The 24,390-nt window shown below is 44.2% G+C and carries 24 protein-coding genes; 5 read left to right on the forward strand and 19 right to left on the reverse strand.

The genetic code is table 11. From position 1 onward, the window contains the following. Nucleotides 1-15: 15 nt before the first annotated feature. From EL84_RS27375 to EL84_RS27395, 5 genes are all read right to left on the reverse strand, one after another. Complete coding sequence (locus EL84_RS27375; protein WP_036614893.1) at nucleotides 16-948, reverse strand: ABC transporter permease; 933 nt, start codon at nucleotides 946-948, stop codon at nucleotides 16-18. A 189-nt stretch (nucleotides 949-1,137) separates the two neighbouring features. Further along, a complete protein-coding gene (locus tag EL84_RS27380; protein WP_047843758.1) occupies nucleotides 1,138-2,835 on the reverse strand; it encodes a peptide ABC transporter substrate-binding protein in 1,698 nt (565 codons plus the stop codon). A 153-nt stretch (nucleotides 2,836-2,988) separates the two neighbouring features. After that, nucleotides 2,989-3,363 carry a DUF3397 domain-containing protein gene (locus EL84_RS27385; RefSeq protein ID WP_047843759.1) on the reverse strand — a complete coding sequence of 125 codons (375 nt, stop codon included), beginning with the start codon at nucleotides 3,361-3,363 and terminating at the stop codon, nucleotides 2,989-2,991. Further along, nucleotides 3,363-4,322, reverse strand: coding sequence for a ketopantoate reductase family protein (locus EL84_RS27390; RefSeq protein WP_047843760.1), 960 nt, complete (start codon nucleotides 4,320-4,322; stop codon nucleotides 3,363-3,365). The genes EL84_RS27385 and EL84_RS27390 overlap by 1 nt, the downstream gene beginning before the upstream one ends. 150 nt (nucleotides 4,323-4,472) lie before the next feature. Next, nucleotides 4,473-5,123 (reverse strand): RsfA family transcriptional regulator, encoded by a 651-nt coding sequence (locus tag EL84_RS27395; RefSeq protein ID WP_036674824.1) that lies wholly within the window; start codon nucleotides 5,121-5,123, stop codon nucleotides 4,473-4,475. 314 nt (nucleotides 5,124-5,437) lie between these two features. Between EL84_RS27395 and EL84_RS27400 the strand changes: the two genes are divergently transcribed. Further along, complete coding sequence (locus EL84_RS27400; protein ID WP_017687281.1) at nucleotides 5,438-5,674, forward strand: DUF2626 domain-containing protein; 237 nt, start codon at nucleotides 5,438-5,440, stop codon at nucleotides 5,672-5,674. Between the two features lie 184 nt (nucleotides 5,675-5,858). Beyond that, complete coding sequence (locus EL84_RS27405; RefSeq protein WP_053061625.1) at nucleotides 5,859-6,938, forward strand: hypothetical protein; 1,080 nt, start codon at nucleotides 5,859-5,861, stop codon at nucleotides 6,936-6,938. 23 nt (nucleotides 6,939-6,961) lie between these two features. Here EL84_RS27405 and EL84_RS27410 read toward each other — a convergent pair whose 3' ends face one another. Both EL84_RS27410 and EL84_RS27415 read right to left on the reverse strand, forming a co-directional pair. Then, on the reverse strand, nucleotides 6,962-8,233 hold the full coding sequence (locus EL84_RS27410) for an extracellular solute-binding protein (RefSeq protein ID WP_047843761.1): 1,272 nt from the start codon (nucleotides 8,231-8,233) through the stop codon (nucleotides 6,962-6,964). A gap of 222 nt (nucleotides 8,234-8,455) precedes the next feature. After that, nucleotides 8,456-9,790 carry a PhoH family protein gene (locus EL84_RS27415; RefSeq protein WP_024628438.1) on the reverse strand — a complete coding sequence of 445 codons (1,335 nt, stop codon included), beginning with the start codon at nucleotides 9,788-9,790 and terminating at the stop codon, nucleotides 8,456-8,458. A 152-nt stretch (nucleotides 9,791-9,942) separates the two neighbouring features. Here EL84_RS27415 and EL84_RS27420 point away from each other — a divergent pair, with 152 nt between their 5' ends. Then, nucleotides 9,943-10,638, forward strand: a complete 696-nt coding sequence (locus EL84_RS27420) for a YhcN/YlaJ family sporulation lipoprotein (RefSeq protein WP_047843762.1) — start codon at nucleotides 9,943-9,945, stop codon at nucleotides 10,636-10,638. A 7-nt stretch (nucleotides 10,639-10,645) separates the two neighbouring features. Here the strand turns inward: EL84_RS27420 and EL84_RS27425 are convergent, their stop codons facing one another. The 6 genes from EL84_RS27425 to EL84_RS27450 form a co-directional block, all read right to left on the reverse strand. Continuing rightward, nucleotides 10,646-11,098 (reverse strand): pyridoxamine 5'-phosphate oxidase family protein, encoded by a 453-nt coding sequence (locus EL84_RS27425; RefSeq protein WP_047843763.1) that lies wholly within the window; start codon nucleotides 11,096-11,098, stop codon nucleotides 10,646-10,648. A 98-nt stretch (nucleotides 11,099-11,196) separates the two neighbouring features. Further along, nucleotides 11,197-12,258, reverse strand: a complete 1,062-nt coding sequence (locus EL84_RS27430) for an LCP family protein (RefSeq protein WP_047843764.1) — start codon at nucleotides 12,256-12,258, stop codon at nucleotides 11,197-11,199. A 90-nt stretch (nucleotides 12,259-12,348) separates the two neighbouring features. After that, nucleotides 12,349-12,645, reverse strand: coding sequence for a YlaH-like family protein (locus EL84_RS27435; RefSeq protein WP_047843765.1), 297 nt, complete (start codon nucleotides 12,643-12,645; stop codon nucleotides 12,349-12,351). 303 nt (nucleotides 12,646-12,948) lie between these two features. After that, nucleotides 12,949-14,793: a translational GTPase TypA gene (gene typA, locus EL84_RS27440; RefSeq protein ID WP_036614992.1), complete on the reverse strand. Its 1,845-nt coding sequence runs from the start codon at nucleotides 14,791-14,793 to the stop codon at nucleotides 12,949-12,951. 177 nt (nucleotides 14,794-14,970) lie between these two features. Then, nucleotides 14,971-15,465: a hypothetical protein gene (locus EL84_RS27445; RefSeq protein WP_036614997.1), complete on the reverse strand. Its 495-nt coding sequence runs from the start codon at nucleotides 15,463-15,465 to the stop codon at nucleotides 14,971-14,973. Nucleotides 15,466-15,756: 291 nt separating this feature from the next. Then, nucleotides 15,757-16,416, reverse strand: a complete 660-nt coding sequence (locus EL84_RS27450) for a TerC family protein (RefSeq protein ID WP_047843767.1) — start codon at nucleotides 16,414-16,416, stop codon at nucleotides 15,757-15,759. Nucleotides 16,417-16,504: 88 nt separating this feature from the next. Between EL84_RS27450 and EL84_RS27455 the strand changes: the two genes are divergently transcribed. Next, nucleotides 16,505-17,215: a TerC family protein gene (locus EL84_RS27455; RefSeq protein ID WP_047843768.1), complete on the forward strand. Its 711-nt coding sequence runs from the start codon at nucleotides 16,505-16,507 to the stop codon at nucleotides 17,213-17,215. 122 nt (nucleotides 17,216-17,337) lie between these two features. Here EL84_RS27455 and thiI read toward each other — a convergent pair whose 3' ends face one another. From thiI to EL84_RS27485, 6 genes are all read right to left on the reverse strand, one after another. Continuing rightward, the gene (gene thiI / locus EL84_RS27460) at nucleotides 17,338-18,579 is read right to left on the reverse strand and encodes a tRNA uracil 4-sulfurtransferase ThiI (protein WP_047844440.1); all 1,242 of its coding nucleotides are present in this window, start codon (nucleotides 18,577-18,579) and stop codon (nucleotides 17,338-17,340) included. 5 nt (nucleotides 18,580-18,584) lie between these two features. Beyond that, on the reverse strand, nucleotides 18,585-19,733 hold the full coding sequence (locus EL84_RS27465) for a cysteine desulfurase family protein (RefSeq protein WP_047843769.1): 1,149 nt from the start codon (nucleotides 19,731-19,733) through the stop codon (nucleotides 18,585-18,587). A 172-nt stretch (nucleotides 19,734-19,905) separates the two neighbouring features. Then, complete coding sequence (locus EL84_RS27470) at nucleotides 19,906-20,658, reverse strand: lytic transglycosylase domain-containing protein (RefSeq protein WP_047843770.1); 753 nt, start codon at nucleotides 20,656-20,658, stop codon at nucleotides 19,906-19,908. A gap of 190 nt (nucleotides 20,659-20,848) precedes the next feature. Further along, nucleotides 20,849-21,262: a hypothetical protein gene (locus tag EL84_RS27475; protein WP_047843771.1), complete on the reverse strand. Its 414-nt coding sequence runs from the start codon at nucleotides 21,260-21,262 to the stop codon at nucleotides 20,849-20,851. A 35-nt stretch (nucleotides 21,263-21,297) separates the two neighbouring features. Next, entirely contained in the window at nucleotides 21,298-21,516 is a 219-nt protein-coding gene (locus EL84_RS31535; RefSeq protein ID WP_074095869.1) for a DUF1540 domain-containing protein, read from the reverse strand. Nucleotides 21,517-21,681: 165 nt separating this feature from the next. Beyond that, nucleotides 21,682-22,188, reverse strand: a complete 507-nt coding sequence (locus EL84_RS27485) for a YpuI family protein (protein WP_017687263.1) — start codon at nucleotides 22,186-22,188, stop codon at nucleotides 21,682-21,684. A 283-nt stretch (nucleotides 22,189-22,471) separates the two neighbouring features. Between EL84_RS27485 and EL84_RS27490 the strand changes: the two genes are divergently transcribed. Continuing rightward, nucleotides 22,472-24,346, forward strand: a complete 1,875-nt coding sequence (locus EL84_RS27490) for a S8 family peptidase (RefSeq protein WP_047843772.1) — start codon at nucleotides 22,472-22,474, stop codon at nucleotides 24,344-24,346. Nucleotides 24,347-24,390: the final 44 nt, after the last annotated feature.

Consider the following 24,390-nt stretch of genomic DNA (forward strand, 5'->3'; position numbering starts at 1 on the left):
TCGTGCCAGACAACGTTATGCCCCCTTCCGGCTTTCCAGCTTAATTCTAGGATCAATCAGCACGTAAGCGATATCCGTAAAGAAACGAGCCAACATCAGGAGGATACCATAGAAAATCGTGATCCCCATGATCATAGTGTAATCACGGTTTGTGATACTCTCTACGAATACTTTACCAATTCCCCCGATGTTAAAGATCTGTTCAATTACAACGGAACCTGTGATGATATTCGCTGTCATTGGACCAACATAAGTTACTACTGGTAGAATACCGTTTCTTACAACGTGTTTAAACATAATTGCAGGCCATTTCAGACCTTTGGCTTTAGCTGTTTTGATATAATCTGCATGTAAGACTTCAAGCATGCTCGAACGCGTCAAACGAGCGATAAAAGCAATCGGAGATGCAGATAGCGCTGCAACCGGAAGAACATAATCCAATGGACCATCAAAGCCCATAACGTTAAACCAGCCTAATTTAGTAGCAAAGAGATACTGCAATAGTGACGCAAGCAAGAAGCTCGGAACAGCTATCCCAATGACAGCCAGGATCATCGTGATATCATCAATGAGTTTACGATGGTAAACTGCAGCAATAAGGCCCAGCAGAACACCAACGATAATGGAGATAACAATTGCAAACACTCCAAGCTTCAGCGAAGCGGTGAATGTTTCGCCGATCATTCCGGCTACATCTCGATTGAGATATTTCATTGAGACTCCGAAATCTCCCTTAATGATTCCACCCATATACTTCAGGTATTGTTCATACATCGGTTTGTCCAATCCATACTTCTGTTCCAGCAAGACCCGAATTTCAGGCGATACTTTTTTCTCAGATGTAAAAGGGTCACCCGGAATAGCCTTCATCAGGAAGAAGGTTGCAGATGCGAGTATGAAAAGCGATAGCAGCATAAATAATAGTTTTTTCAACACATACTTAACCAACCCTTGCACACCTCCACAAACAATATTTTGTATACAAATCGATTGTAGAATTAGACAGAAATAAAGTCCAATCCATTTATCGGAAATTTCAAGAATTATAAGGAAAATCGGTGCACATACAAAAAATCGGGATATATATGGAATTCCACATATATATCCCGAAGTATTCATATTAGACTTCAGAACAACTTATTTCTCTTCCAGATATGCACGAGTGTAGTCAATAGCTCCACTGAAATCAAGTTGTACACCTTTCAGGTAAGGCTTAGTCAAAGATACGTTAGTGTAATAATAGATTGGCATAACGCCCATTTCATCTTGAATCAGGATTTTCTCAGCGTCAGCAAATGCAGCCATACGTGCAGCTGGATCAGCAGATTTTACAGTTTCTTTAACATCTTTGTCATACTGTTCGTTGCTGAATTTGGAATCATTGTTTGTGTTTCCAGTAGTCCACATTTCCAAGAAGTTGTATGGATCGTTGTAGTCAGCAGACCAACCTGCACGAGCTACTTGGAAGTTTTGGTTTTGACGGTTCTCAAGGAATACGCCCCACTCTTGGTTTTCTGTTTTTACATCAACACCAAGATTTTGTTTCCACATGTCAGCAACCGCCAAAGCGATTTTCGCGTGACCATCACTAGTGTTGTAGATCAACGTAACAGCTGGCAATGTTGTGTAACCTTCTTCTTTCATACCTTCAGCAAGCAATGCTTTAGCTTCTTCAACATTTTCTGTGAAGTAGTCGTCTTTGTGCTCATCACGGAATTCGCCGTTTTCACCACGGATACCTGGAGGTACAAAGCCGAATGCTGGAATTTGTCCACCTTGTGTAACTTTGTCAACAATCAGTTGACGCTGAATTGCCATTGCAAATGCTTTACGGATTTTTACGTTATTAAATGGTGCTTCGTTTACGTTGAACTGATAGTAGTACGTACTTGCAATACCAGTAGCTTTGAACTCGTCCGGCAATTCCGCTTTTACAGAAGGAATTTGGTCGGATGGAATTTCACCGTTAGGTGCACCAGTGTAGTCCAATTGTCCTGATTTGTAAGCTTGCAGTTCGGAAGCACTGCTGTTTGTCAGAGACATATCGATTTGAGCCAATTTAATATCGGCAGCTGCATGGTAACCATCGTTTTTCTTCACAACAATTTTTTGACCTTTAGAGTATTGATCCATTACAAATGGTCCGTTAACGATCATGTTTTTGTAGTCTGTGAAGAATTTGTCATTGGTGTCAGCAGATGCATGTACTGGGTAGTACGTGTAGAATGCTGTCAGACCCAAGAAGTAAGGTGTTGGGTTTTCCAACGTTACTTCCAATGTGTGCTCATCAGTAGCTTTAACGCCTACTTGTGAGAAATCTGTGACTTTAGTACCTTTGTATGTTTCATCTTTGCTGAGGTTGTAACCTTCAGCGCCTTTAATATAGTACAATTGGTATGCATATGGAGAAGCTGTTTCCGGTTTCAAAGCACGTTCCCAAGAACGAACAAAGTCTTCGGCAGTGATTGCATCACCGTTGCTCCATTTAGCATCCGGGTTCAGGTTGAAAACATATTTCAAACCATCTTCGGAAATTGTCCAGTCTTTAGCTACGCCCGCTTGTTCTTTACCATCAGCATCGATGCGTACAAGACCTTCGTACAAGAATTTCAGAACTGTGTTGGTTTGGCTGTCTTTTGCTTGAGCCGGGTCCAACGTAGGAGGTTCAGCTGACAGGTTGATTTTCAGAATTTGATCTTTTGCAAGACCATTTCCTTCGTTTGCAGAACCAGTATCGGTGTTACCTGTGCCTTCGTTTTTCGATCCGCACGCTGCAAGTACGGTACCGAACGCCAAAATCAGCGTCAAAAGGACTAATAGACTTTTCCTTTTCATCTAACACGTTCCCCCTAAATTGATATGGTTTATATGTTTATAGATTATACAACCACCGGTCAAAAAAATCTACATTACTTTTTCAGAAAGTAATGTTTTTTTCAGTTTTCGACAAAATCGACACATTTCTTACCTCTTTTGCGTTATGTAACCTTACATCTGTTTCATGAAGTATCTAAATAATCCAAATAAAGTAAACAAAACATACCCGAAACTCATAATGATGAAGGCCATGCGCCATACTGCCCGGAACATTCTCCCCCCATCGACCTTCCCCTTTAGTCGATTTTGCGCACCTCCGATAAATCCAAGTGCTAGTAGTATGAGTAATAATGTCAGATAAAAACCAAAATTCGAATCAAATGTTAAGTTGAATAACGCCGATACTGAAAAAACAAGAAAAAAAGTGGTTACATCCATTGCCATCCGCATGGCGTTCCGTTTGTCTTTTTTCCATACATACATGCCCCAATAGACAAGAAAGAACGGAAAAAAGGGCAATATGCTTAATACAATAAAAAGTCCCATTAATTCACTCCTTCCGGTTGCATTCCTTCAATCAGATGAAGAAGTATTTCATGTGTAGGTGCAACAAGGTCCAACTTCTGTGCCATCTTTACAATATGACCGTTAATTGACCTCACTTCTGTACCACGTCCAGCGAGAACATCTGCGAGCATGGAGGAAGTATTCGTGGCAGTAGAACGACAGACCGATATCAGTTGATCCCACATATCCTGATCCAAACATATTCCACTTGCAGAGTAGATTAACAATACTTCATCATATAACTGGCGCATTAGCCTCTTTCGTTCTTCCTTGACGATCAATTCTCCATTAGGGACTCGCCATAGTGCCGTGAGCGGGTTAATGACTGAATTAATCAATAGTTTCCTGTATATCAGCTTATCGATTTCATTCGACACTGTACAGTCAAATCCTGCCTGCTGCAACGATCCCGACAGAGTAAATGTTCTCTTCTCCTCTATAGAGGTAGAAGCTCCTATATGTATGTTGTACCTCCCCAGCCTAGTTTCACCTGTACCTGCACGAGTCACCTGACTTAGTGTTCGCTTCGCACCTTCTGTTGTAACCGCACTACACAGAAGCGACTTTGGCAAAGCTGCTTGAAGTTTTGTAAGATGGCCCATCCCATTCTGAAAACAAGCGACATTCAGCACATGATCTTGTAATGGACTAATCTCATCAATGAAATCATCAATGCTTGTCTGCTTAACCATGAGCAGTAACCATTCTCCTGGTGTGTTCTTCCATGTGTCAGTCAGCTTACTTATTGGTTTCGCCTGTATTTGATCCGGTAGAATATGTATCTCCTCGTCTTGTTCCACAATGGTTACTCCATTATGGCTGAGGAGGTCTGCCTGAGCTGTTGTTCTGGTCCAAAATCTGACCTGGTTACCTGACGCCAGCAGTTTCCCGCCATACAAAAGACCAAGTGCCCCCGCTCCTACGATGTCAATGATCATATGATGCACTCCTCTCCGCTTCAGTAGTTTCTCTTCTATTATCTATAATAGAACAAAAACACCAAACTAAAAACCCGTCATACCTGCCGTTGTGTAACGGAGGTGTGGCGGGTTCATACCTGACTTTCACAAATCAAACGTCTGAATTTGTTATTCAATTCGTTCCAGATTCCCGTTGGCATCCATCTTGAAACGTGTCTTAAGTTCCTCTTCTTCTTCGGACAAAAATGCGAGTCTGCGAGCCCGATCCATAATCTGAATCAAAGCTTTGTAGTCGTCATTCACCACACGGTAATCCGTCTGTACTTCATTCACTTCCTTGGAGAGACGGTCATTCTCAAGACGTAGTTCAAGCAATTCATCTTCTTTCTCCCGAAGCTCCTTCTCCAGCATCTTGAGTTGACGACTACTCTCCTGCACCGTTCCCTTCCATTGTCGCAGGAAGCGGATTACTGCATCCATCGATAATGAATCGTCTGAGATCCCATCTGATTTGTACAGATGTTCTTCAGTGTCCAGTGTAGACAGTGCTGCAACCTGCGGTCCGAGCATAGCTGGTTGCTTTCTGAGATAACTTCGTTTTTGTCGTTGTGCCTTGGCGTTACTGATGGCAGAATCATACTTTTTACGTACACAACTGTTCCAGCGAAAACCGCATGCGGCAGATGTTCTGCCTATTTTTTCGCCCACCTCTTCAAAAGCGGCCAATTGTGTACTGCCTTCCCGAATATGACGCAAAGTAACCTCAGCCAATATCAAATCGTCCTCTGTACTCCAAGCATCCTGTCTCACTGCAGTCATGCTATAATACCCTCCTAACAACATCCTAAAATAACCGTCCGCATTACCGGAAGCCCGGTATGTGAATTAGGTATAAAAGCTGCTTCATTCATTCTTATGCCTCTCATAGAGTTCATAGAATTGATTTCATACTAAAATGTATTTCCACATTCAGGCTTGCTCATACGTGACATACGTAAAACATATCCCTCTATACTTACTTTGAGCAAAAAAAGAATTCGCTTTCATATCCAAATTTGTTTACACGTTTTTCCTTTCCCGGTATAATGTTGTGTAGACAATCTATGAACGTACTTAGGAGAGGAGGATTTACCGTGGCACGCATGTTTCGGGTACTCGGGTTCTTCACGCTTGCAATTGGCCTGATGGCTTTTGCGGGAGATCTGGTCGAAATGGCTTTGCTTTTTTTCCTGCAGACTGCGTTTTTTGTCATTTTGGGATACTTGAAATTTACCGAGCGAACGTACATATTGCTCTTCTGGGGTTATATGATCGTAACATTCACGGGGTTCAGCTACTGGACCGTATTCGAAATGGGTTTGCCGCTCTAATCCACCTGCAGCATCAAAGTGATCCGATATCTGTCGGGTTGCTTTTTTGTTGTGTTCAGATTAAATGAATGTTCATGGTGTTATGTAACCACTAAGGATATTTCACGTATTTGTTTCATATATTGTCTGGAAGACAACAAGCCTGTACGATTGTCATTTAAGAAGTGGAAAGGAGAATGGATCGGTGAAACGTCAACACGGCATTTCCGCCTTTATATTATGCATCATTTTATTCCTCCAGCTACCTTTAGCCTATGCCTATGGAGAGTCTTCACCTGAGGATACACGTGAGATATTACAAAAAAGTCTATCCATCGTTGAAATCGATCATGAAATCGAACGCATCACCGAAAGGCAGAAGCAGCTGGGTCAACAACACGAGACATTATCCGTCCAGCTGCAGGAACAGGAAGAGCAGATACATATTCAGCAAGATCGGGCCGGAGCTGTAGTGAGGTCCTACTACACAGGAGAACGCGACAGCCTCCTCATGACGGTCCTGGGAGCCAGATCATTCAAAGACCTGTTTGTACTGTATGATTATTACCAGATTATTATCGGACGGGATCAGGCTGTGCTGGACAAATATCAGGACCGTTATCGCGATCTGCAACAGACTTCTACTCAGATTCGTCAGACTACAACAGAATTAACCGAAATGAAGACTAATCTTCAAAACCAGCGGGAACGTGTAGTCGCCTTGCAAAAAGAAGTGGATGCCCAAATAGCCACCAGCGGAGATGCGGCAGCGATTCAGAAACTGATGGATGAATTAACCCTTTATTGGGAGAATATCGGCATCTATGAGGTGAAACGATATTTCAAAGCATTGGCATCTGCCATGCAGAACCTGCCTGATTTTATCCAAAAACAAAACGGAGGTATATCCACAACTGGAACAACGTATACGATTCGAATTGGGCAGGATGAGCTTAATGCATTTCTTCGTTCTCAAAATTCAATCTTTGAAGACTTTGCCTTTCAGTTTAATCAGGATAAGATTATAGCTTCCGGTCAGCGGGATCAGTTGCAATTAAGCATAGAAGGACATTATACGGTAGAAAATGAACCGCAAAACTCCATTCGTTTTCATGTGGACAAACTTGTATTCAACCAGCTTGAATTACCAGACACCACTCGCCGAATGCTGGAAAGAGAATTTGACCTTGGGTTCTATCCACAGAAAATCCTCTCGTTTGTGAAAGCAACCGATGTTTCAACAAGTGAAGGCATACTGGAAGTAAAACTAGCTATATCCTTTTAAAGAGGTTGAACACGAACTTAACGTTAATTCGTCGTTCTAATACTGTCTACGTATTGATTCGCTGTAATTTCACCCTTTAAGAATTGTTGTACTTTTTTATGAAAACGAGTTATTAGAGCATGACTTTCGGTCGTTGCAGCAGGGACATCTTGGGTGGTCGGGAACCAGGATTGTCCCTTTGTCATGTCATAACGTCCAACGAGTTTCTCAGACTCCATATCCAGCTCCTGTTGCTTTGCGGGCAACCGGTTAACCTGTTGGTACCATTTCAGCTGTGTCGTAGCGGACGTCATTCCTTCAATCCATCTACTGGCCTCCTCAGCCTCAACCGACCCCGCAGTAATAACAAGGCTTCTGGAGTTTACGGTTTCCAAGGTTTCAAAAGAAATCCGCTCCAAAGAATCTTTATCAACTGCACTCGCTTGATCCGCACTTAATAATTGAGATAACAATGATACAACCATCGGTGTGCCGTTCTGGTCAGCAGTTGGAGAGAACTCTGAATTGGTAGACTCCAGCTTAATAAGGGGCTGAATCTGATTCATCAACTGAATCCCCTGCTGAAGATTCCCCGTTTGCGAATCTATCTGTGTTCGTTTAACTTGGTCTGGTGCCATTTTCGGTTCCAAATGATTCAGCCACGCATTTGTCCCGTACATATCATTGATGTTCATTGTAATTAAAGGGGTGCCTTCCGCAACGGCTTGTTGAGTAAGTTTGACCCACTGATCTTTATTGCGAGGTAATGACTCCAGACCAGCTCTCTTCAGAAATGAAGATTGGGCAGCCAGAATGTACGGATCAAAATCAAAAGGCATTCCCCACTGATAACCATTCCACTCTGTCATTCCCCGTAACCCAACTACCGTATCTCCTAGCGACTTCGATAATGTGGTTCCGTTTAACGGATACAGGTACCCTTTTTGGGCATAATATTGCACTTCCTCACTATCAAGCAGAACAACATCACCGTTCTCTCCTAGTGAAAATTCAAGATCCAAAACATGCTTATATGTATCCGGCTTCTCATTCCGAAGATTAATCTCTACCAGCTGGGAGGCAGCAACTTCTTTGGCTATCTTTTGAAAGGCTTGAAACTCTTCATCCGACATGGCCACTACAATCTCCAGCGGAGCTTGAGCATCTTCATTACGGGACGAAGACCCAGGAAAAGCATCCTTCTCCTGATCGCGTTCCTGATTGAGCTGCGAACCTCTAAAGTCAAAACTCGGTGACAAGATCGTTAACGAAAGCAGCAATACCGCGAATAAAACAACCTGATGTCTACGCTTCATTAACTTCCCTCCCTGTTCACCTAGTTTTTTCCTGCAGCAATTATTGTAACAAATAAGTAGTACTCTTGTCCTACCCTGCCGAAAAACACTTTTTCGGATTTTTGCATAATAAGAGCATATCGAGTTCTGTGTAATAACGCTTACTTATTTTTTCAGCAAAAAAGCCGGCTCCAGGAGCCGGCTTCAATAACAACATTTTCCGGGAAATAAATCCCCTAAATTTTACAATAAATCAGCTGCAAGCTGTGCCAGCTTGGACCGTTCTCCTTTTTCGAGCATGATGTGTCCGCTGATTCCCTCTTGTTTGAACCGTTCCACGATATACGTCAGACCATTACTGGCAGAATCAAGATACGGATGGTCTATCTGTTCGGGGTCTCCCATCAAAATAATCTTACTGCCTTCACCGACCCTTGATACAATGGTCTTCACTTCGTGGCGCGACAGGTTCTGGGCTTCATCAATAATGATAAACTGTCCAGGTATCGATCTTCCACGAATATACGTTAAGGCCTCCACCTGAATACTGCCAAGCCCCATTAGGATTTTATCGATATCTCCGGCTTTTTTGGTGTCAAACAAAAACTCCAGATTATCATATATCGGCTGCATCCATGGACGAAGCTTTTCTTCCTTCTCACCGGGCAAGTAACCGATATCTTTCCCCATCGGAACGACAGGACGAGCGATCAACAGTTTTTTGTATTTATGATCATCCTCTACCTTAAGCAGACCTGCTGCAAGTGCCAGCAAGGTTTTCCCTGTTCCGGCTTTACCGGTGATAGTAACCAGCGGGATGTCATCATTCAAAAGCAGTTCCAGTGCCATGCGTTGTTGTGCGTTACGTGCGCTAATACCCCAGACATTATCATTACTGAGGAAAAGCGGCTCCAGCTTTGTTCCCTCTGTGTTCACTTTAAGCAAAGCCGATTTATTGGTTCCCATCTCATCCTTGAGAATGACAAATTCATTCGGATACAACGAATAAGACAACTGTAACGGTTTGATTGGTAAAAAACGATATGTGTAAAACTCATCAATCACTGACGGATGAACTTTTAGGGCCGTATAACCTGGATATAACTCACTGAGTCCTGCCGTCCGATCTGATAAGTAATCCTGTGTGAACAGACCAAGTACATCCGCTTTGATACGCACAAGTACATCTTTACTGACAAGCACGACCTGACGTTCGACTACTTCCTTTTCATTCTCCTCAATCTGATAATTCAGTGCGACAGCCAAAATGCGATTATCGTTGGACACTTCACCAAACATTTCCTGAACTTTCACGAAACTCCGATGATTCAGCTCTACTTTCAGGTTACCTCCATTAGCCAAAGGTACCCCACTGTGCAAGTGACCCAGCTCTCGTAATCCATCTAACAGTCTGGATACATTACGGGCATTACGCCCAATTTCATCGGCATTTCTTTTTTTGGAGTCGATCTCCTCCAGTACAACCGCGGGAATGATTACCTCATGTTCCTCAAAGGCAAATATGGCATTGGGGTCATGCAGAAGCACGTTGGTATCCAATACAAAAATCTTTTTCATTCAATCCCCTCCAAAGCGGCGTCGTTAAAGGCATGAATAGTGTGATCTTTCAGCAGCGGCATGGACAATCATGATCCCATACATAAATGTATTCGACTAGGGCAAAATAATTGTCAACCATTCTGAAAAACTCCAAGAAAGGATGAACATTTATGAAAATATGGGTTTGCACGCTGCTTCTGATCTTTATACTTACAGGTTGCAACAGTTCCACACGCAGCGCTTCGCCGAATCAAGGTACACATGCGAAAGGTTACGGAGGAAATGTAACAACTCAGCAAGATCAAGGGAAAGGATCTCACATGCTCAATGCACAGGAAGATCGGATGAATCCTTCACGTTTGGACCGTCTCAATGAGAATACAGGTGAAGTCCATGATACCAACATTGCGGATGATGCAAAGAGTGGCCGGATGCCAAATGAAAAACGAATCAATCACCTTAAAGCCCTTGCCAAGCAAGTAGAAGGTGTTGAAGATGCGAACTGCGTCATACTCGGTAATACAGCCGTAGTTGGCATCGATGTTGATGGTGAACTGGAACGTGCTCGGGTGGGTACCATTAAGTACGCTGTTGCCGAAGCACTTCGCAAAGACCCCGAAGGTATAGATTCCATCGTTACTGCTGATGCAGATGTCACTGAACGAATTAAAGAGATTGGTGAACATATTCGTCAAGGGCACCCAATTTCCGGTTTTGCTTCAGAACTCGCTGACATGGTGGGACGAATTATCCCTCAACTCCCGAAAGACGTCAAAGTCCGTCAAAATCCGGATGAACCGATGAATCAAAAACAACAAATGCAGCAGCTGCATTCATCGGACAAAAGACAACAAAAAGCCCAGTGATCTCTCACTAGGCTTTTTTCATGGCAGCAAAAACCTGCTCATCTAATTTCTCAGCAGCACGCTGATCATATATTTTGACATATTGAGGCACAGAGGACAATTGAGCGCCGTAAAACAGAGCATTCCTCACCGCTTCAATTGTAATGTCGAAACAGCACATATTAAATGGAACGTCCAGCAGCGGATCTTGTCGTACCGCAGCACGTCCGTTCACTGCGTACACCGTCTCTTCTCCAAAAACAGTTACCGTAATGAGCGGATTAGTAATCATGTTATTCACTAAACGTGAACGATGATCAATTGCTATACGAAAAGTAGAAGCATTCTCCGCATAAATCCAGGAGATGGCTGTTGAAGTCGGACCTCCGGATTCTACATCCACTGTGCTCAGAAGCACAAAGGTCTCATTCTTGAATTGCTGTAAAAGAGATTCAGTTAATTGTGTGACGGCTTCGGACATTCAACCAGCCCCCTAACCTTCTTTATGCAATTCTTGTACTTGGTTTATGTTATTATAGCATACCGATTAACGTGCTTCCAATCCCAAAAGAATGAAGGTTATTCACTTGAAGGTGAAGCCGTTACTTTACCTGAAAGTGTATCTTGTAAAGCCTGCTTGGCATTGGCGAGTTCCGTTTCATTAATATACACATATGGACTTCTCCATTCTCCAGTAACTGGAGTATAATGCACATCCGAAGTGGAAATGTTCCAATACGTCGAGATAAAGTTTTTCATTTGTTCCGATTCCACATCTGTCGTCATATTCTTGTCAACTGCACCAATCACTTTGCTGATCTTTGTAATGCCCCCAAGAGATTTCATCTGATCCAACATGGAGTTCAGCACTTGGTTTTGACGTTTATTACGATCAAAGTCGTTGGATTCATCAGTCTTTGGATTACAATTGGATTTGCGGTAACGAACAAAATCTAATGCTGCTTTACCATCGAGATGTTGTGCGCCTGCGACCAGATTGATATCTGTACCATCGGCTGTATCTCTATAACACATATTTTTATCCACAGTCACATCCACGCCACCCACGGCATTGACAGCATCACGGAATGCCTGGAAATTCAGGACGGTTGTATAATTAATATCTACATCCAAATACTTGCCCATCATTTCTTTCATCTGATCCTCTGCATTTTTGCCAGTGGTTTTTTCCTGTGCTTTGAATCTTGGATAATAGGAATTCAGCTTGTTCGACTTGTACCCATCCAATTGAATACGTGTGTCTCGTGGTAAAGATACAATGGTTGCCGTCTTGGTCTCCGGATTCAACGAAGCCACCATAACAACATCCGAGAGATATGTGCCAGTTTCAGGACGGTTATCTGTGCCTAATAACAGCATCGTGATCGGTTTGGTTGTGGCTGACATCCCGGGAGGTACCGGTTTATCGATGCCTGTATCCACGACTTGATTGTATACCCAGTACGCATATCCACCGCCTACCACAATGGCAATAACCAATAGACTTAAAAGGATTCTGCCAAAAGCATTCATTCTCTTTTTCTTCTTAGGCTGCTCGCCCTTGCCATTCTTCGATCCAGAAGCACCGGATTGCGTCGGTGCCTGTCTCCGTGGAGGCAGTCCGTTCGAATTTGAGTTCATATCTTCAACACCTTTATCACATCTGTTTTTGTCTAAATAAAAGACAACCGCTTTCCCTAAGGAAAACGGATGGTCTGTACAAGACAGGATTTATGAGTTTCGAGCGGCAGCTTCCGCTTTTTTCTTTTGACGACCTTCAATAAAATAACGCACTCTCACTAACAACATCAAACCAACCGCGACCAACAAACATTGAATGATGGGCAGCTTGTCGATCTGAAAAATAAGAAGCATGAATGTGCCCATCGCCATCAAAATATAGAGAACGATTTCCTTACCAAGTGGCAATTTCTGACGTACCCGAAACACCTTGTTATATACGTAAGTAATCAATACAAAGATGACGATGTAGGCTACGATCGGGTTTGACGCGAACCATGCTTGCATGCACAGCCAGCTCCTTTCGTGTTCATGCTAGGATAAGTTAACTGGTTGATGGAACAACACCAACAACATTAATTACAAAGCTCTGCAATATGACCGTTTCGGATTCGGATCGTTCTTTTGGTCGCTGTTATCCCCAGATTTTTTTGATCCATTTTTCAATGGTAAAATCCGGGGATAAAGGCGAACGCTTCGCTCCTACAGAATCGATTCCGTATCCTCCACTACTTTAGTGGATTGTAATCAACGCCGATGGTGCATATGTGTTCCATCAAATGCTAACTTATATAGTTTATTTTGTTGTTATTAGGCTTTAGAAGCCATTTTGCGTTGTTTTTCTGCACGCTCACGCTCGGATTTGTTCAGGATCTTTTTACGAAGACGAATAGATTTTGGTGTAATCTCACAATATTCATCTTCATTCAGATATTCAAGCGCCTGTTCCAACGAGAAGATAATCGGAGTTTTAATTTTAACCGTATCATCTTTACCGGAAGAACGAACGTTAGTCAGTTGTTTTTCTTTGCAGATGTTAACAACGATATCATTGTCACGTGTATGTTCACCAACAATCATACCTTCGTAGATTTCAGTACCCGGCTCCAAGAAGAGCGTACCTCGATCCTCAACGCCCATCATGCCATAGAACGTAGATGTACCCGTTTCAGTTGAGATCAGCACGCCTTGGTGACGTCCGCCCACTTGACCGGATACTACTGGAGCGTAGCTGTCAAATGCATGGTTCATTACACCGTAACCACGAGTCAATGTCAGGAAATTTGTGCTATATCCGATCAAACCACGTGCTGGAATCAGGAACTCCAGACGAACTTGACCACTACCTGTGTTAACCATGTTAACCATCTCTGCTTTACGTGCGCCCAGGCTCTCCATTACGGAACCCATGCTCTCTTCAGGGATATCAATCAACAAGCGCTCAACAGGTTCCATTTTCTTACCGTCAACTTCTCTTACGATAACTTCTGGTTTGGATACTTGAAGCTCATATCCTTCACGACGCATATTTTCAATCAGGATACCCAAGTGAAGCTCACCACGTCCGGAAACGATAAATGCATCAGGGCTATCCGTTTCGTCAACACGAAGGGAAACATCTGTTTCCAACTCTTTCAACAAACGCTCACGAAGTTTACGGGAAGTTACCCATTTACCTTCACGACCTGCGAATGGACTGTTGTTCACGAGGAACGTCATTTGCAGTGTTGGCTCATCAATTTTCAGAACTGGCAAAGCTTCCGGGTTGTTAGGGTCGGCAATGGTTTCACCAATGTTGATGTCCTTGATCCCTGCAATGGCAACGATGTCACCTGCTCCTGCTTCTTCCGTCTCAATACGTTTGAGACCTTGGAAACCGAACAGTTTCTCGATACGTGCAGTTTTACTCTTACCATCACGCATAATAACCGTTACCGATTGTCCTTGACGGATCACACCGCGGTTAACACGACCAATGGCAATACGGCCAAGGTATTCATTGTAGTCCATCAAAGTAACGAGGAATTGAAGTGGTTCTTCAACATTTTCGGTAGGGTGTGGGATATGACTAACGATGGTATTGTAGATCGCCATCATGTTGTCATCTTGTTTGGCAGGATCATTATCCATGCTGGATGTTCCGTTCAATGCGGAAGCATATACAACAGGGAATTCGAGTTGTTGATCGTTGGCACCCAGTTCAATGAACAGGTCCAATACTTCATCAATAACCTCAGTCGGACGAGCCGCTGGACGGTCAATTTTGTTTACAACAACGATTGGTGTCAGGTTATGCTCAAGTGCTTTACGAAGTACAAACTTCGTTTGTGGCATACAGCCTTCATAAGCATCAACAACGAGCAATACACCGTCAACCATTTTCATGATACGTTCAACTTCACCACCGAAGTCGGCGTGTCCTGGTGTATCCACAATATTAATCAGGTAATCTTTATAAGTTATAGCCGTGTTTTTGGCCAAAATCGTAATACCGCGTTCACGCTCCAAATCGTTGGAGTCCATTACGCGCTCCTGTACCGTTTCGTGATCTCGGTAAGTACCGGATTGCTGGAGCAACTTGTCAACGAGTGTTGTTTTTCCGTGGTCGACGTGGGCAATAATCGCAATATTGCGAATGTGTTCTCTTGAATGCATGTTTTGTATCCATATCCTTTCCAATTTCAAATCATATCTACTTAAACTTCCCGCAATTTCGCAGGTTACTCACAAAATAAGCGTCGGTGATATCCCGACGCATGTCTATATCCCTTATATTATAGTTTATTATAGGTAAAAATCAAGATATTTCGCACGAAAAGACCACTGGGAATGTTACCAGCCTCTCCCTTGACGTCCTCGTCCAAGTAATAACCAGACTCCACCCAAGATCAAAAGGACAGCAAGTACATAGATTATTCCCGTTTGCAGCAAGGTAAATCCGAATAATATGATGGACACCGCACCAAGGATCAAAGCTGCAGGTAACACATATTCCGGTCTTCGTCGTTCAGCCATTCCATATTCGAGTAACCCTATGGCGATCCCTAGCAAGAATGCTGGCCAAAGCCTGCTCATAAGTCCAGCGCCCCATGTATTCGTTATACTGAATAAAACACCATACACCGTTAGTATGCCGGCAGGAACGAGTGACCACGATGGTGAAATACGCGCATAATATAACGCATGAAGGGCGATGCCTGGCAGCAGGATCAGCAAAGGCCAGAAATTACGACCAATAAATCCAAACACGCCAAACTTGCCAAGCAGAATAATAATTCCCGCAGCTGCAATAAATAGTCCAATCGCTTTTTCATTTCTCATCCTCAATCACCTCTTATACTATGGCTATGTACTTTATTTCTTCATAAACGATACGCATTCCATGCTGACTGTTGATATTCAAACCTGTAATCATGCTTCTAGTGTATCCGATGTTTCGGCAAAAAACTATACTTTATGTCGCACTTTGCGTGCGCCCTTTACCTGTATTACCCTAAAATGTGCAACTTATGATTAGCCCAATGGTTGTTGTATTGACAAGCGTATTCTCTCACCACAAAACCGCCTAAACCGGACGGTTCAGACGGTCATATGTTCAAGCTTTTATCCAACATTAAACTATGCGTTCTTACGCACAAATTTATGTGCGCCTCCAATCGCAACCACAAGACAAGCCATGGCTACGGGTAGCAGCGTATGTACCTCTGATGCCATACCTCCCAGCCATTCTCCTAACTTCGGGTCTTTCATCACCATCTCACCTGCTGTGAAGGCCAGGATGCCTGATCCGACGAATACAAGAATCGGAAATCGCTTCAACAAACCAACAATTAAGCCGCTCCCCCATACGACGATGGGGATACTGATTGCAATACCAATGACGATCAGAGCCAAATCTCCATCTGCCAAAGCCGCTATGGCCAAAACATTATCCAAGCTCATTACAAAATCGGCAATCAGAATGGTTTGAATGGCTTTCCAGGTCGTAGAAGCTTCTCGAATATGTACTTCATCCTCATTTTGAAGTAGCAGCTTTACTGCAATCCAGAGTAGTAACAGCCCACCTGCCGCTTGGATAAAGGGAATTCCCAGCAATAATACCGCTACAAAGGTTAACACACAACGCAGCAGTACCGCACCAAAAGCTCCCCACCATACCGCTTTTTTGCGTTGTATTGGTGGCAGATCCTTGCTGGCAAGCGCAATAACAACCGCATTATCTCCACTTAATACCAGATTGATCATTAAAATTTCAGTTAACAGCCATAGTGTATCCATGTCCTCATCCCCCCCACATTAACTTGTATGTCAGAGTTGTCCATGCTATTCTTAATGATTGAACCGTATATAAGGAGTGACATATATCATGGAGCTATTTAGTCCCACATTCTGGCTGGCTTTGCTGAACGTTGTCTTTATTGATCTAATTCTGGCTGGGGATAATGCCATCGTCATTGGTCTCGCAGCTCGAAATTTGCACCCTTCCGTGCAGAAAAAGGCGATTCTATATGGAACTGGCGGCGCACTTTTGATTCGAATTTTAGCAACAGTTGTTGTTTTATGGTTGCTTAAAGTTCCGTGGCTCTTGCTTGTGGGAGGCATACTTCTGATCTGGATTGCCTATAAATTATTGGCGGATCAGGGAGATGAACACAATGATGTCCAAGCGGGAACTTCCTTGTGGACCGCTATTCGTACCATTGTCATCGCGGATGCAGCCATGGGATTAGATAACGTGATTGCAGTTGCTGGAGCAGCGCAGCAGCATCTCGTGCTTGTCATCCTTGGACTCCTGATTAGTGTACCTATTATCGTCTGGGGCAGTACCCTGTTTATCAAGCTAATTAATCACTTTCCTTGGATCATCTATGTCGGAGCCATTGTTCTCGGGTATACGGCTTCCAATATGATCACTGAGGAACAGCGACTCTTGCCTTACTTTACTGAACATCCGGCATTGCGCATTCTTTTCATCGTTGTGGTTATTGCAGGTGTAGTCTTTGCAGGTTATCGCAAACGCTCCAGCAGTTCCAGCCACAAGGGATCTGGCGGGGAGCAACAGCGCTCCTATTCATAGGCTAATTTAAACTAACAATTTCATCTGAATACAGCAAAGGACTGAACGATATTTCATCGGACAGTCCTTTTTTGCAGTTAACATAGCCCTTATTATGTCAGCCATGCTAATTTTTATTGAGTTTAGAACCAGTCATCCTTCAAGCCATTGTCTCCTGTTGGATTCGTTACCACAGAAGTTTCACCGGCGTGCAGTGTGATCGTTTCAGTTTGTTCCACCGCCTGATCCACCCATTCTGACAGATGGCTCATTGTTGATTCTATTTTATCCACAATTCGAAGATTTGGATTGGTTGAAGGTGACTTTGGCACAAAGAGAGTGCAGCAATCCTCATATGGCAAAATAGAAATGTCATACGTTCCGATCTGTTTGGACAGGGTAATGATCTCCTGTTTATCCATCATAACCAGTGGTCGCAACAGTGGCAGATCCGTCGCACGACCAATGACATTCATACTCGGAAGAGTCTGACTCGCTACTTGGCCCAGGCTATCCCCGGTGATCAGTGCGAGTGCCCGCTCACGCTCGGCAAGTTTGGATGCAATTCGCAGCATTGAACGTCGCATCAGCGTAATAATCAGATTATCCTGACCCAGCTGGGTAAATGCCGTTTGGATCTCCGTAAATGGAACCAGATGCAGCTTGATTGTTCCCGCATGATCAGCAAGGGCACGTGCCAAATCAATGACTTTCTCTTTGGCGCGCTCGCTTGTAAACGGGTAACTGTAAAAATGCACACATTCCACTTCCAGTCCACGGCGCATGGAAGACCAGGCTGCCACCGGGCTGTCTATTCCACCTGATAGCAGTACCATCGCTTTGCCATTCGTCCCCAGTGGAAAGCCGCCTACTGCCGGAATGGTTTCGTTGAAAATATAGGTACCCTGATCCCGAATTTCCACTCGCAGTTCAATATCAGGTTGACGAACATCAACACTTAATTGCTGAAACTTCCTAAGGATCGGGGAACCGACCAGATGGTTCATTTCATGGGAAGAGTTCGGGAACTCCTTCCAAACCCGCCTTACATTTACCTTAAATGTGGTGCCTTCTTTGAATTCGTCTTCCCTTTCGTTCATAAACGCAACTGCTGTTTTCACAATCTCATCAAGCTCGGATGGAGTAACTTTAACCGGACTAATCGACATCACACCAAATACCCGCTTCAGCACCTTAATCAGTTCAGTATGTGATTCACCGCCAAGATCCACATAGACACGGCCATATTCTTTGCGAAGGCTCGCTCCTGGATAAGGTTTAAGCAAAGCTTTCACCTGTGTAATGATCGTTTTCTCAAATCGGGCACGATTTTTCCCTTTTAACATAAACTCTCCGAAACGGAGAAGCAGCATATCATATTTCATTTCCATTACATCCGCCTTTCGAGGGGCCGCAACTGCGCCACCATCTGATGTAAAGCCTGTTCAAGCAAGGCTACATCTTCTTCTGTATGTTCATCTCCAAGACTAATACGCAATCCGCCACCAGCACAAGTTGCATCTCTGCCCATCGCAAGTAGAGCCCGACTCGGTTCAGCCGAACGCGAAGAGCAGGCAGATTGGGTCGATATGGTTACGCCAAGTTGCTCCAAGGTGTGCAGCGCCACTTCTGCCTTCATCCCCGGATATGAGAAGTGTACAATATGAGGTGCACCCTCTGGGCGACTGTTCAATTCAAATTCGGGAATAACACGTATCGTTTCCATCAATCGATCACGGAGCACCGTTGTACGCCGGGCAAAATCAACCTGATCTTCTGCTGCCATTCGCATGGCCTTTGCCATGCCTACCAGCAAGGCCACGTTTTCTGTGCCTGCTCTTAGGCCTTGCTCCTGTGATCCTCCTGACAATAGTGGCGTAAGCTCCACTCCACTTCGCACATACAGGAGACCTGCTCCCTTCGGTCCACGTATCTTGTGAGCAGACAGACTGTATAGATCTGCACCCCAAACGGCAGGTGTCGCCTTCATTTTTCCAAAGCCTTGAACACCATCCACATGGAAAAGCACCCGTGGTGCTTTCTTTTTGAGCTGTTTGCCAATCTCTGCAATCGGATGGATGGCTCCTGTTTCATTGTTTACATGCATCAGACTTACAAGCACCGTGTCGGGCCTGATCGCGTCTACAACCTGCTGAGCGTTGACCACTCCATCGGAATTCACGGGAACTAATGTCACTTCCCATCCCCACTGCTGCAATTGCATAAAACTTTCGTACACCGAGGCATGCTCGGTAGCCGTAGTGATGATGTGTCTGCCTCGTGACTGATAACGTAATGCAGCACCTTTTATCGCAAGATTGTTACTCTCGGTGGCACCGGAAGTAAATACAATCTCTTCAGGCTTAACGCCGATTGCAGCAGCGCATCCAGATCGAGCACGACGCAGCAACTGATCGGCACGCTCTCCATACCCATGGATGGAGGACGGATTACCGAATTGTGTCTCCATAATTTCGGCCATCGTACGAATCACATCAGGATGGGGAGGTGTGGTTGCAGCATAATCAAAATATTTCAAATGAGGTTAGACCTCCCTTATCTCTTCGTTCATGAACCTACAGTGAGCATTGTAACACGATACCCATACAACACAAAAAGACCAACCGGGAACAGGCGTTTCAAGCGCTTCTGCTCCCACATTTGATCTCATCCTGCCTATCATGTGTTTTCACAACTGTCTATCTGTGAGTTTAGATCACATATTTCGACTGTGCCTTCTCCACCTTGGAGATATAATTCTGAGTTTCGGAAGGCAAACGGTTAAGTACACTCATCAGTTCGCTATCACTCGACACGCCCAGACGTGAAACACGCCCTGGCCCTGCATTATATGCAGCAAGTGCCATCTTCACTTCTCCACCGAAACGCTGGAGCTGAAGGGAAAGATACCTCGTACCCGCATCAATGTTCTGGGCAGGATCAAATGAATTACTCACACCCAGCCCTGCAGCCGTGCCATCCATTAATTGCATGAGCCCTTTGGCACCGGCAGAGGACACCACATTTGGGTTAAAATTGGACTCTGTGTCAATGACGGCCTTGATCAATGATTCAGGAACACCGTATTTGGCACTTGCCTCGGCAATCAAAGATTCATAATCCGTAGGTACAGATGCACCTGAATCCACGATTCCTGTATTGGATGAAGATAATAAAGACTCAACGATGTTATTGGAGACAGAGGACGATCCTGCCGTATTTATATCTGGATTGTACGTGCTTCCGAGTTGCAGCCACAACAGACCATCACTGGATCTTTTGGAGACCGTAGCGGTAGAATCTGTATTGCTCGTCGAATTGGCACCCGTACCTAACAGCCCGTCCATCACATTGGCGAAATCCACTGTTGAACCAGCATCCGATTGTGATCCACTGGTTTGGTTATTCACATTGGACAATTGCAGTTCCAACAACTGCCGCGATCCGCTTGGATCAATCTGCATGAGTTATACCCACTCCCGTATAATTAAGCGTATTATGACCTTATTCTACATCGTTTTACAGCAAGGTTCCATTGTTTTCAAAAAAATATATGAATCTCTCCACATAACCTGCGCATATACGAAAAAAACCTTCTGTAATTCACCTCATTTGGGTGAGTACAGAAGGCTTTTGAATGAATCATTTTACACGTTAACGAGCGAATGGAATCATGAAAAAATAACTCAGCGTAGCTACAACACCCAGTCCAATGGACCAGGCTCCCGCTGTCTTACGACCATTCACATATGCATAGTAACCCAGTACGGCTGCGGCCGGTCCAAGTACGATTGACCACATGAACAAAGACGCGATCCCGAAGGCAAGTCCCATGTAACCCGCAACCTTGCCTGTTGATTCCATGACCCGGTCTGCCTCATGCTTCTCAGGTACAGGCTCTGCCCGTTTGGTACCTCCAGTTCTTACGACAGTCGGAGGAGCGACCTCTGCCCCGTATTCTTCCCGATGTGCTTTTCTGGGATAATCGACGCGCATACGCTGTTTTTCACCGTCAACATTGATTTTAGGGCGATCCTGAAAATTAAACTTATTATCGTCATTTTTCATTGGGAAGCACCTCCGTTATAAATAGGGATGACTGCTCACTTCGGTTTGAACGTGTGACAGCATGTTGCAGAGGATGTGCGTGCATGATCATGGTGATCGGAGTCAAATGTCTCACCGGCAAATTCCTCATGCAGACGACGGGTGGCATGTTGGTCGATGTCAATCATGATGGCATCAGCGTGGCAGAAGTTGTTCTCTCCCCAAAAGTTGCAGTTGGAGACGCTGCATTTGACAATTGGTTTGTCTTGGCTCATTTTTTATCACCTCGACTACTATTGTCTCCCCGCCACAAACCTGATATTCCCCGTCAAAATGCCAGATGATGACATGATCACACCTCGTCTGATTCTCACTAAGAACACAAAAAAACCGCCACAAGGGCGGTTTCGTCCAATTTCATATTCAGGTTTAAACGTTAATTAGGCGTGATTCCGTTGATTTTGCATACGGCGCTGAGTCAGGTAATCACTTTCATAATATGCCAGATCATCGCGCAATTCTTCGTACGTTTTGGAAACCTCAAGAATGACATCCCGTACTGCACGGATTGGCTTGTCACGGAAACGAATGGCATCTTGTCCTGTGTAAGCGTATCTTCCGTCTTCGGAATAACATTCATTTTTGGGATAGAAAAAGCTGTTTACGCATTGGTGATACGTATTATAAAGAGCCTTTTCGGCAAAATCGACATCAAAGTTGGCACGACGCAGCACAACGCCAAGTTTTTCGTAAGAAACTTCAGAAAAAACGAGCAAATGACGGAGATCTGAAAGAAATCCTTTGTAGAAGGCTGTTGATTCTTCCGTCTGATTCTGATCCAGTTCAGGCAAAGCATTCTCATTCAAAAAATTTTCAATCCGATCGATAGCCGGTTTTAACTTTTCCCTAGTTGACTCACATGTTTTCTGTACATTGGCTGCTGACATAAAGGTAGCTCCCCCTTAAATAAGTCCTTACATATAGGTCGGCCAACGGTGGTTTTCCCCTGACCTTTGAATTCTCAGCTATAATCCTACCATAAAAAGATGACGAGCGGTATCCCTTAATCATGCTTTCCGCTTCTGCCGTTAAACATGCCTATTATACGCAGTTAGACTCGAACCCGCCTGCATAAAAATATCCGCTTTTTCTAACGATAGATATAACCAGTGACAACGACGAAGCACTGTTAATGATTGTCCAAAATGAACGAAGGAGGTTCCATCCACCATGTCCAGACCGAAATGGATTAACTGGGCCCTTGCAGCTGGTGCAGGAGCACTCGCTCTGACGCTCCTGCTTCCAACATCCAATCGTCCCGAACCTAAGCCAGGTGCCCTGTCTGACTCTGCTCATGAGGAGCACACGAGTAAGCATCGTCTGAAAGTGCAGGATGTCAAAGCAACCGATCTTCTGACCCGAATGGATGCCAAGCAACATCTCAGTATCATGCTGGAGAAAACCGCCACAATGAATGCTGCTCAGGTTAGCCGATATGTGAATGATCTCCAAAGTTCACATGAACATATCAGATCCATTCATCTGATGAATACCAATGGCTCTTTTAACAAGCCCTTTGATCACGCCTCCACACAAGGAAGCAAGTTGGAACAACAGAAACTTCAACATTCGCTCAACCTTGCCAAAAAGGCGGTAAACAAACGTCAAAGTTTTGAATCCTCTTCTTTTCCTTTGGGAAAAGAAAAATACTTTGTTATGGGGCAACCCTCCAAAGATGGCAAAAGAGCTGTAATTGCCTTGTTCAGTCAGAACGTATTAAATGCTGTTGAACAACATCAGCGCAAAAATCTGCGCATGATCCCTTATCCGCGTGAGGGTAAATTCAAAATTGAGTCTGTTCACCCGGATACGCTTAACGAAATCACAGTAAAAACTGGACATGATAATGCAAATGCCAGTCATTTTTATGAAAATGAAATCGTCATCCGTTTTCGCCAAGATCCCGGTGAACGGGATATGCGTATCATTAAATCCGATCTGAGAGCGCAATCTGCGCGCAAGCTGGGATACACGTATGTTTTTCGGTCAGAACATATGAGTTACAAACAATTGCATAGTTATTTCGAAAGCAAATGGAATCCACTCTATATGGAGCCCCACTATATGTATTTAACCAATGATACTGTAACTGAACAAACAGATGTAACGATACCCAATGACATTTTGTTCTCCGATTATCAGTGGAACCTGCCTGCGATTGAAACAAACAGAGGTTGGAATATTACCAAGGGAAACAAAGATGTCATCGTTGCAGTGGTTGATACGGGGGTTGATATGAATCATCCTGACCTGAAGGGCAAGCTCCTTGAGGGTTATAATGTGGTCGAGCCGGGAAGCCAACCGATGGATGATGTGGGACATGGGACACACGTCGCAGGCATTATCGGCGCTACTGTCAACAATAATGAAGGCGTGGCAGGCATGAGCTGGTATAACAAGGTACTACCGGTTAAAGTACTCGACAACTCGGGTTCTGGTACCACGTATGCCGTTGCCGAAGGCATCATCTGGGCAGCCGATCATGGAGCCAAAGTGATCAACATGAGTCTGGGCAATTATGCTGATGCGCAATTTCTTCATGATGCCATTAAATACGCTTTTGACCGGGATATCGTCCTAATTGCAGCCACGGGGAATGATAATACAGAGCGTCCAGGGTACCCTGCTGCTTATCCGGAAGTATTTGCCGTATCTGCTACGGACCCGGATATGAGCAAAGCTTCCTATTCCAACTACGGGGACTATGTTGATGTGATGGCTCCAGGGTCCAGTATCGCCAGTACCTATCCAAACAATCAGTATGCGGCCTTATCTGGAACGTCCATGGCTAGCCCTCATGTAGCCGCACTTGCAGGTTTGATTCGTTCGTTGAACCCGGACTTGACCAACACGGAAGTGATGGATTTGATGCGCCAAAGTGTTATTGACCTCGGTGATCCAGGTCACGACAAGTATTTCGGTTATGGCCAAATCGATGTCTATAAGGCACTGCAAGCCGCATCAGGCAACAGCGCTCCTTTGCAGTTCTGGCCGCAACATGTCAGACAACAAATGGATAATACGATGAAAAAGTATACTCAGTAAGCGTAATGAGGATAATCTGTAAAAAATACAAAAGCAGCTGCGCC

This window comes from Paenibacillus sp. VT-400 (assembly GCF_001029205.1).
Taxonomy (GTDB): domain Bacteria; phylum Bacillota; class Bacilli; order Paenibacillales; family Paenibacillaceae; genus Paenibacillus; species Paenibacillus amylolyticus.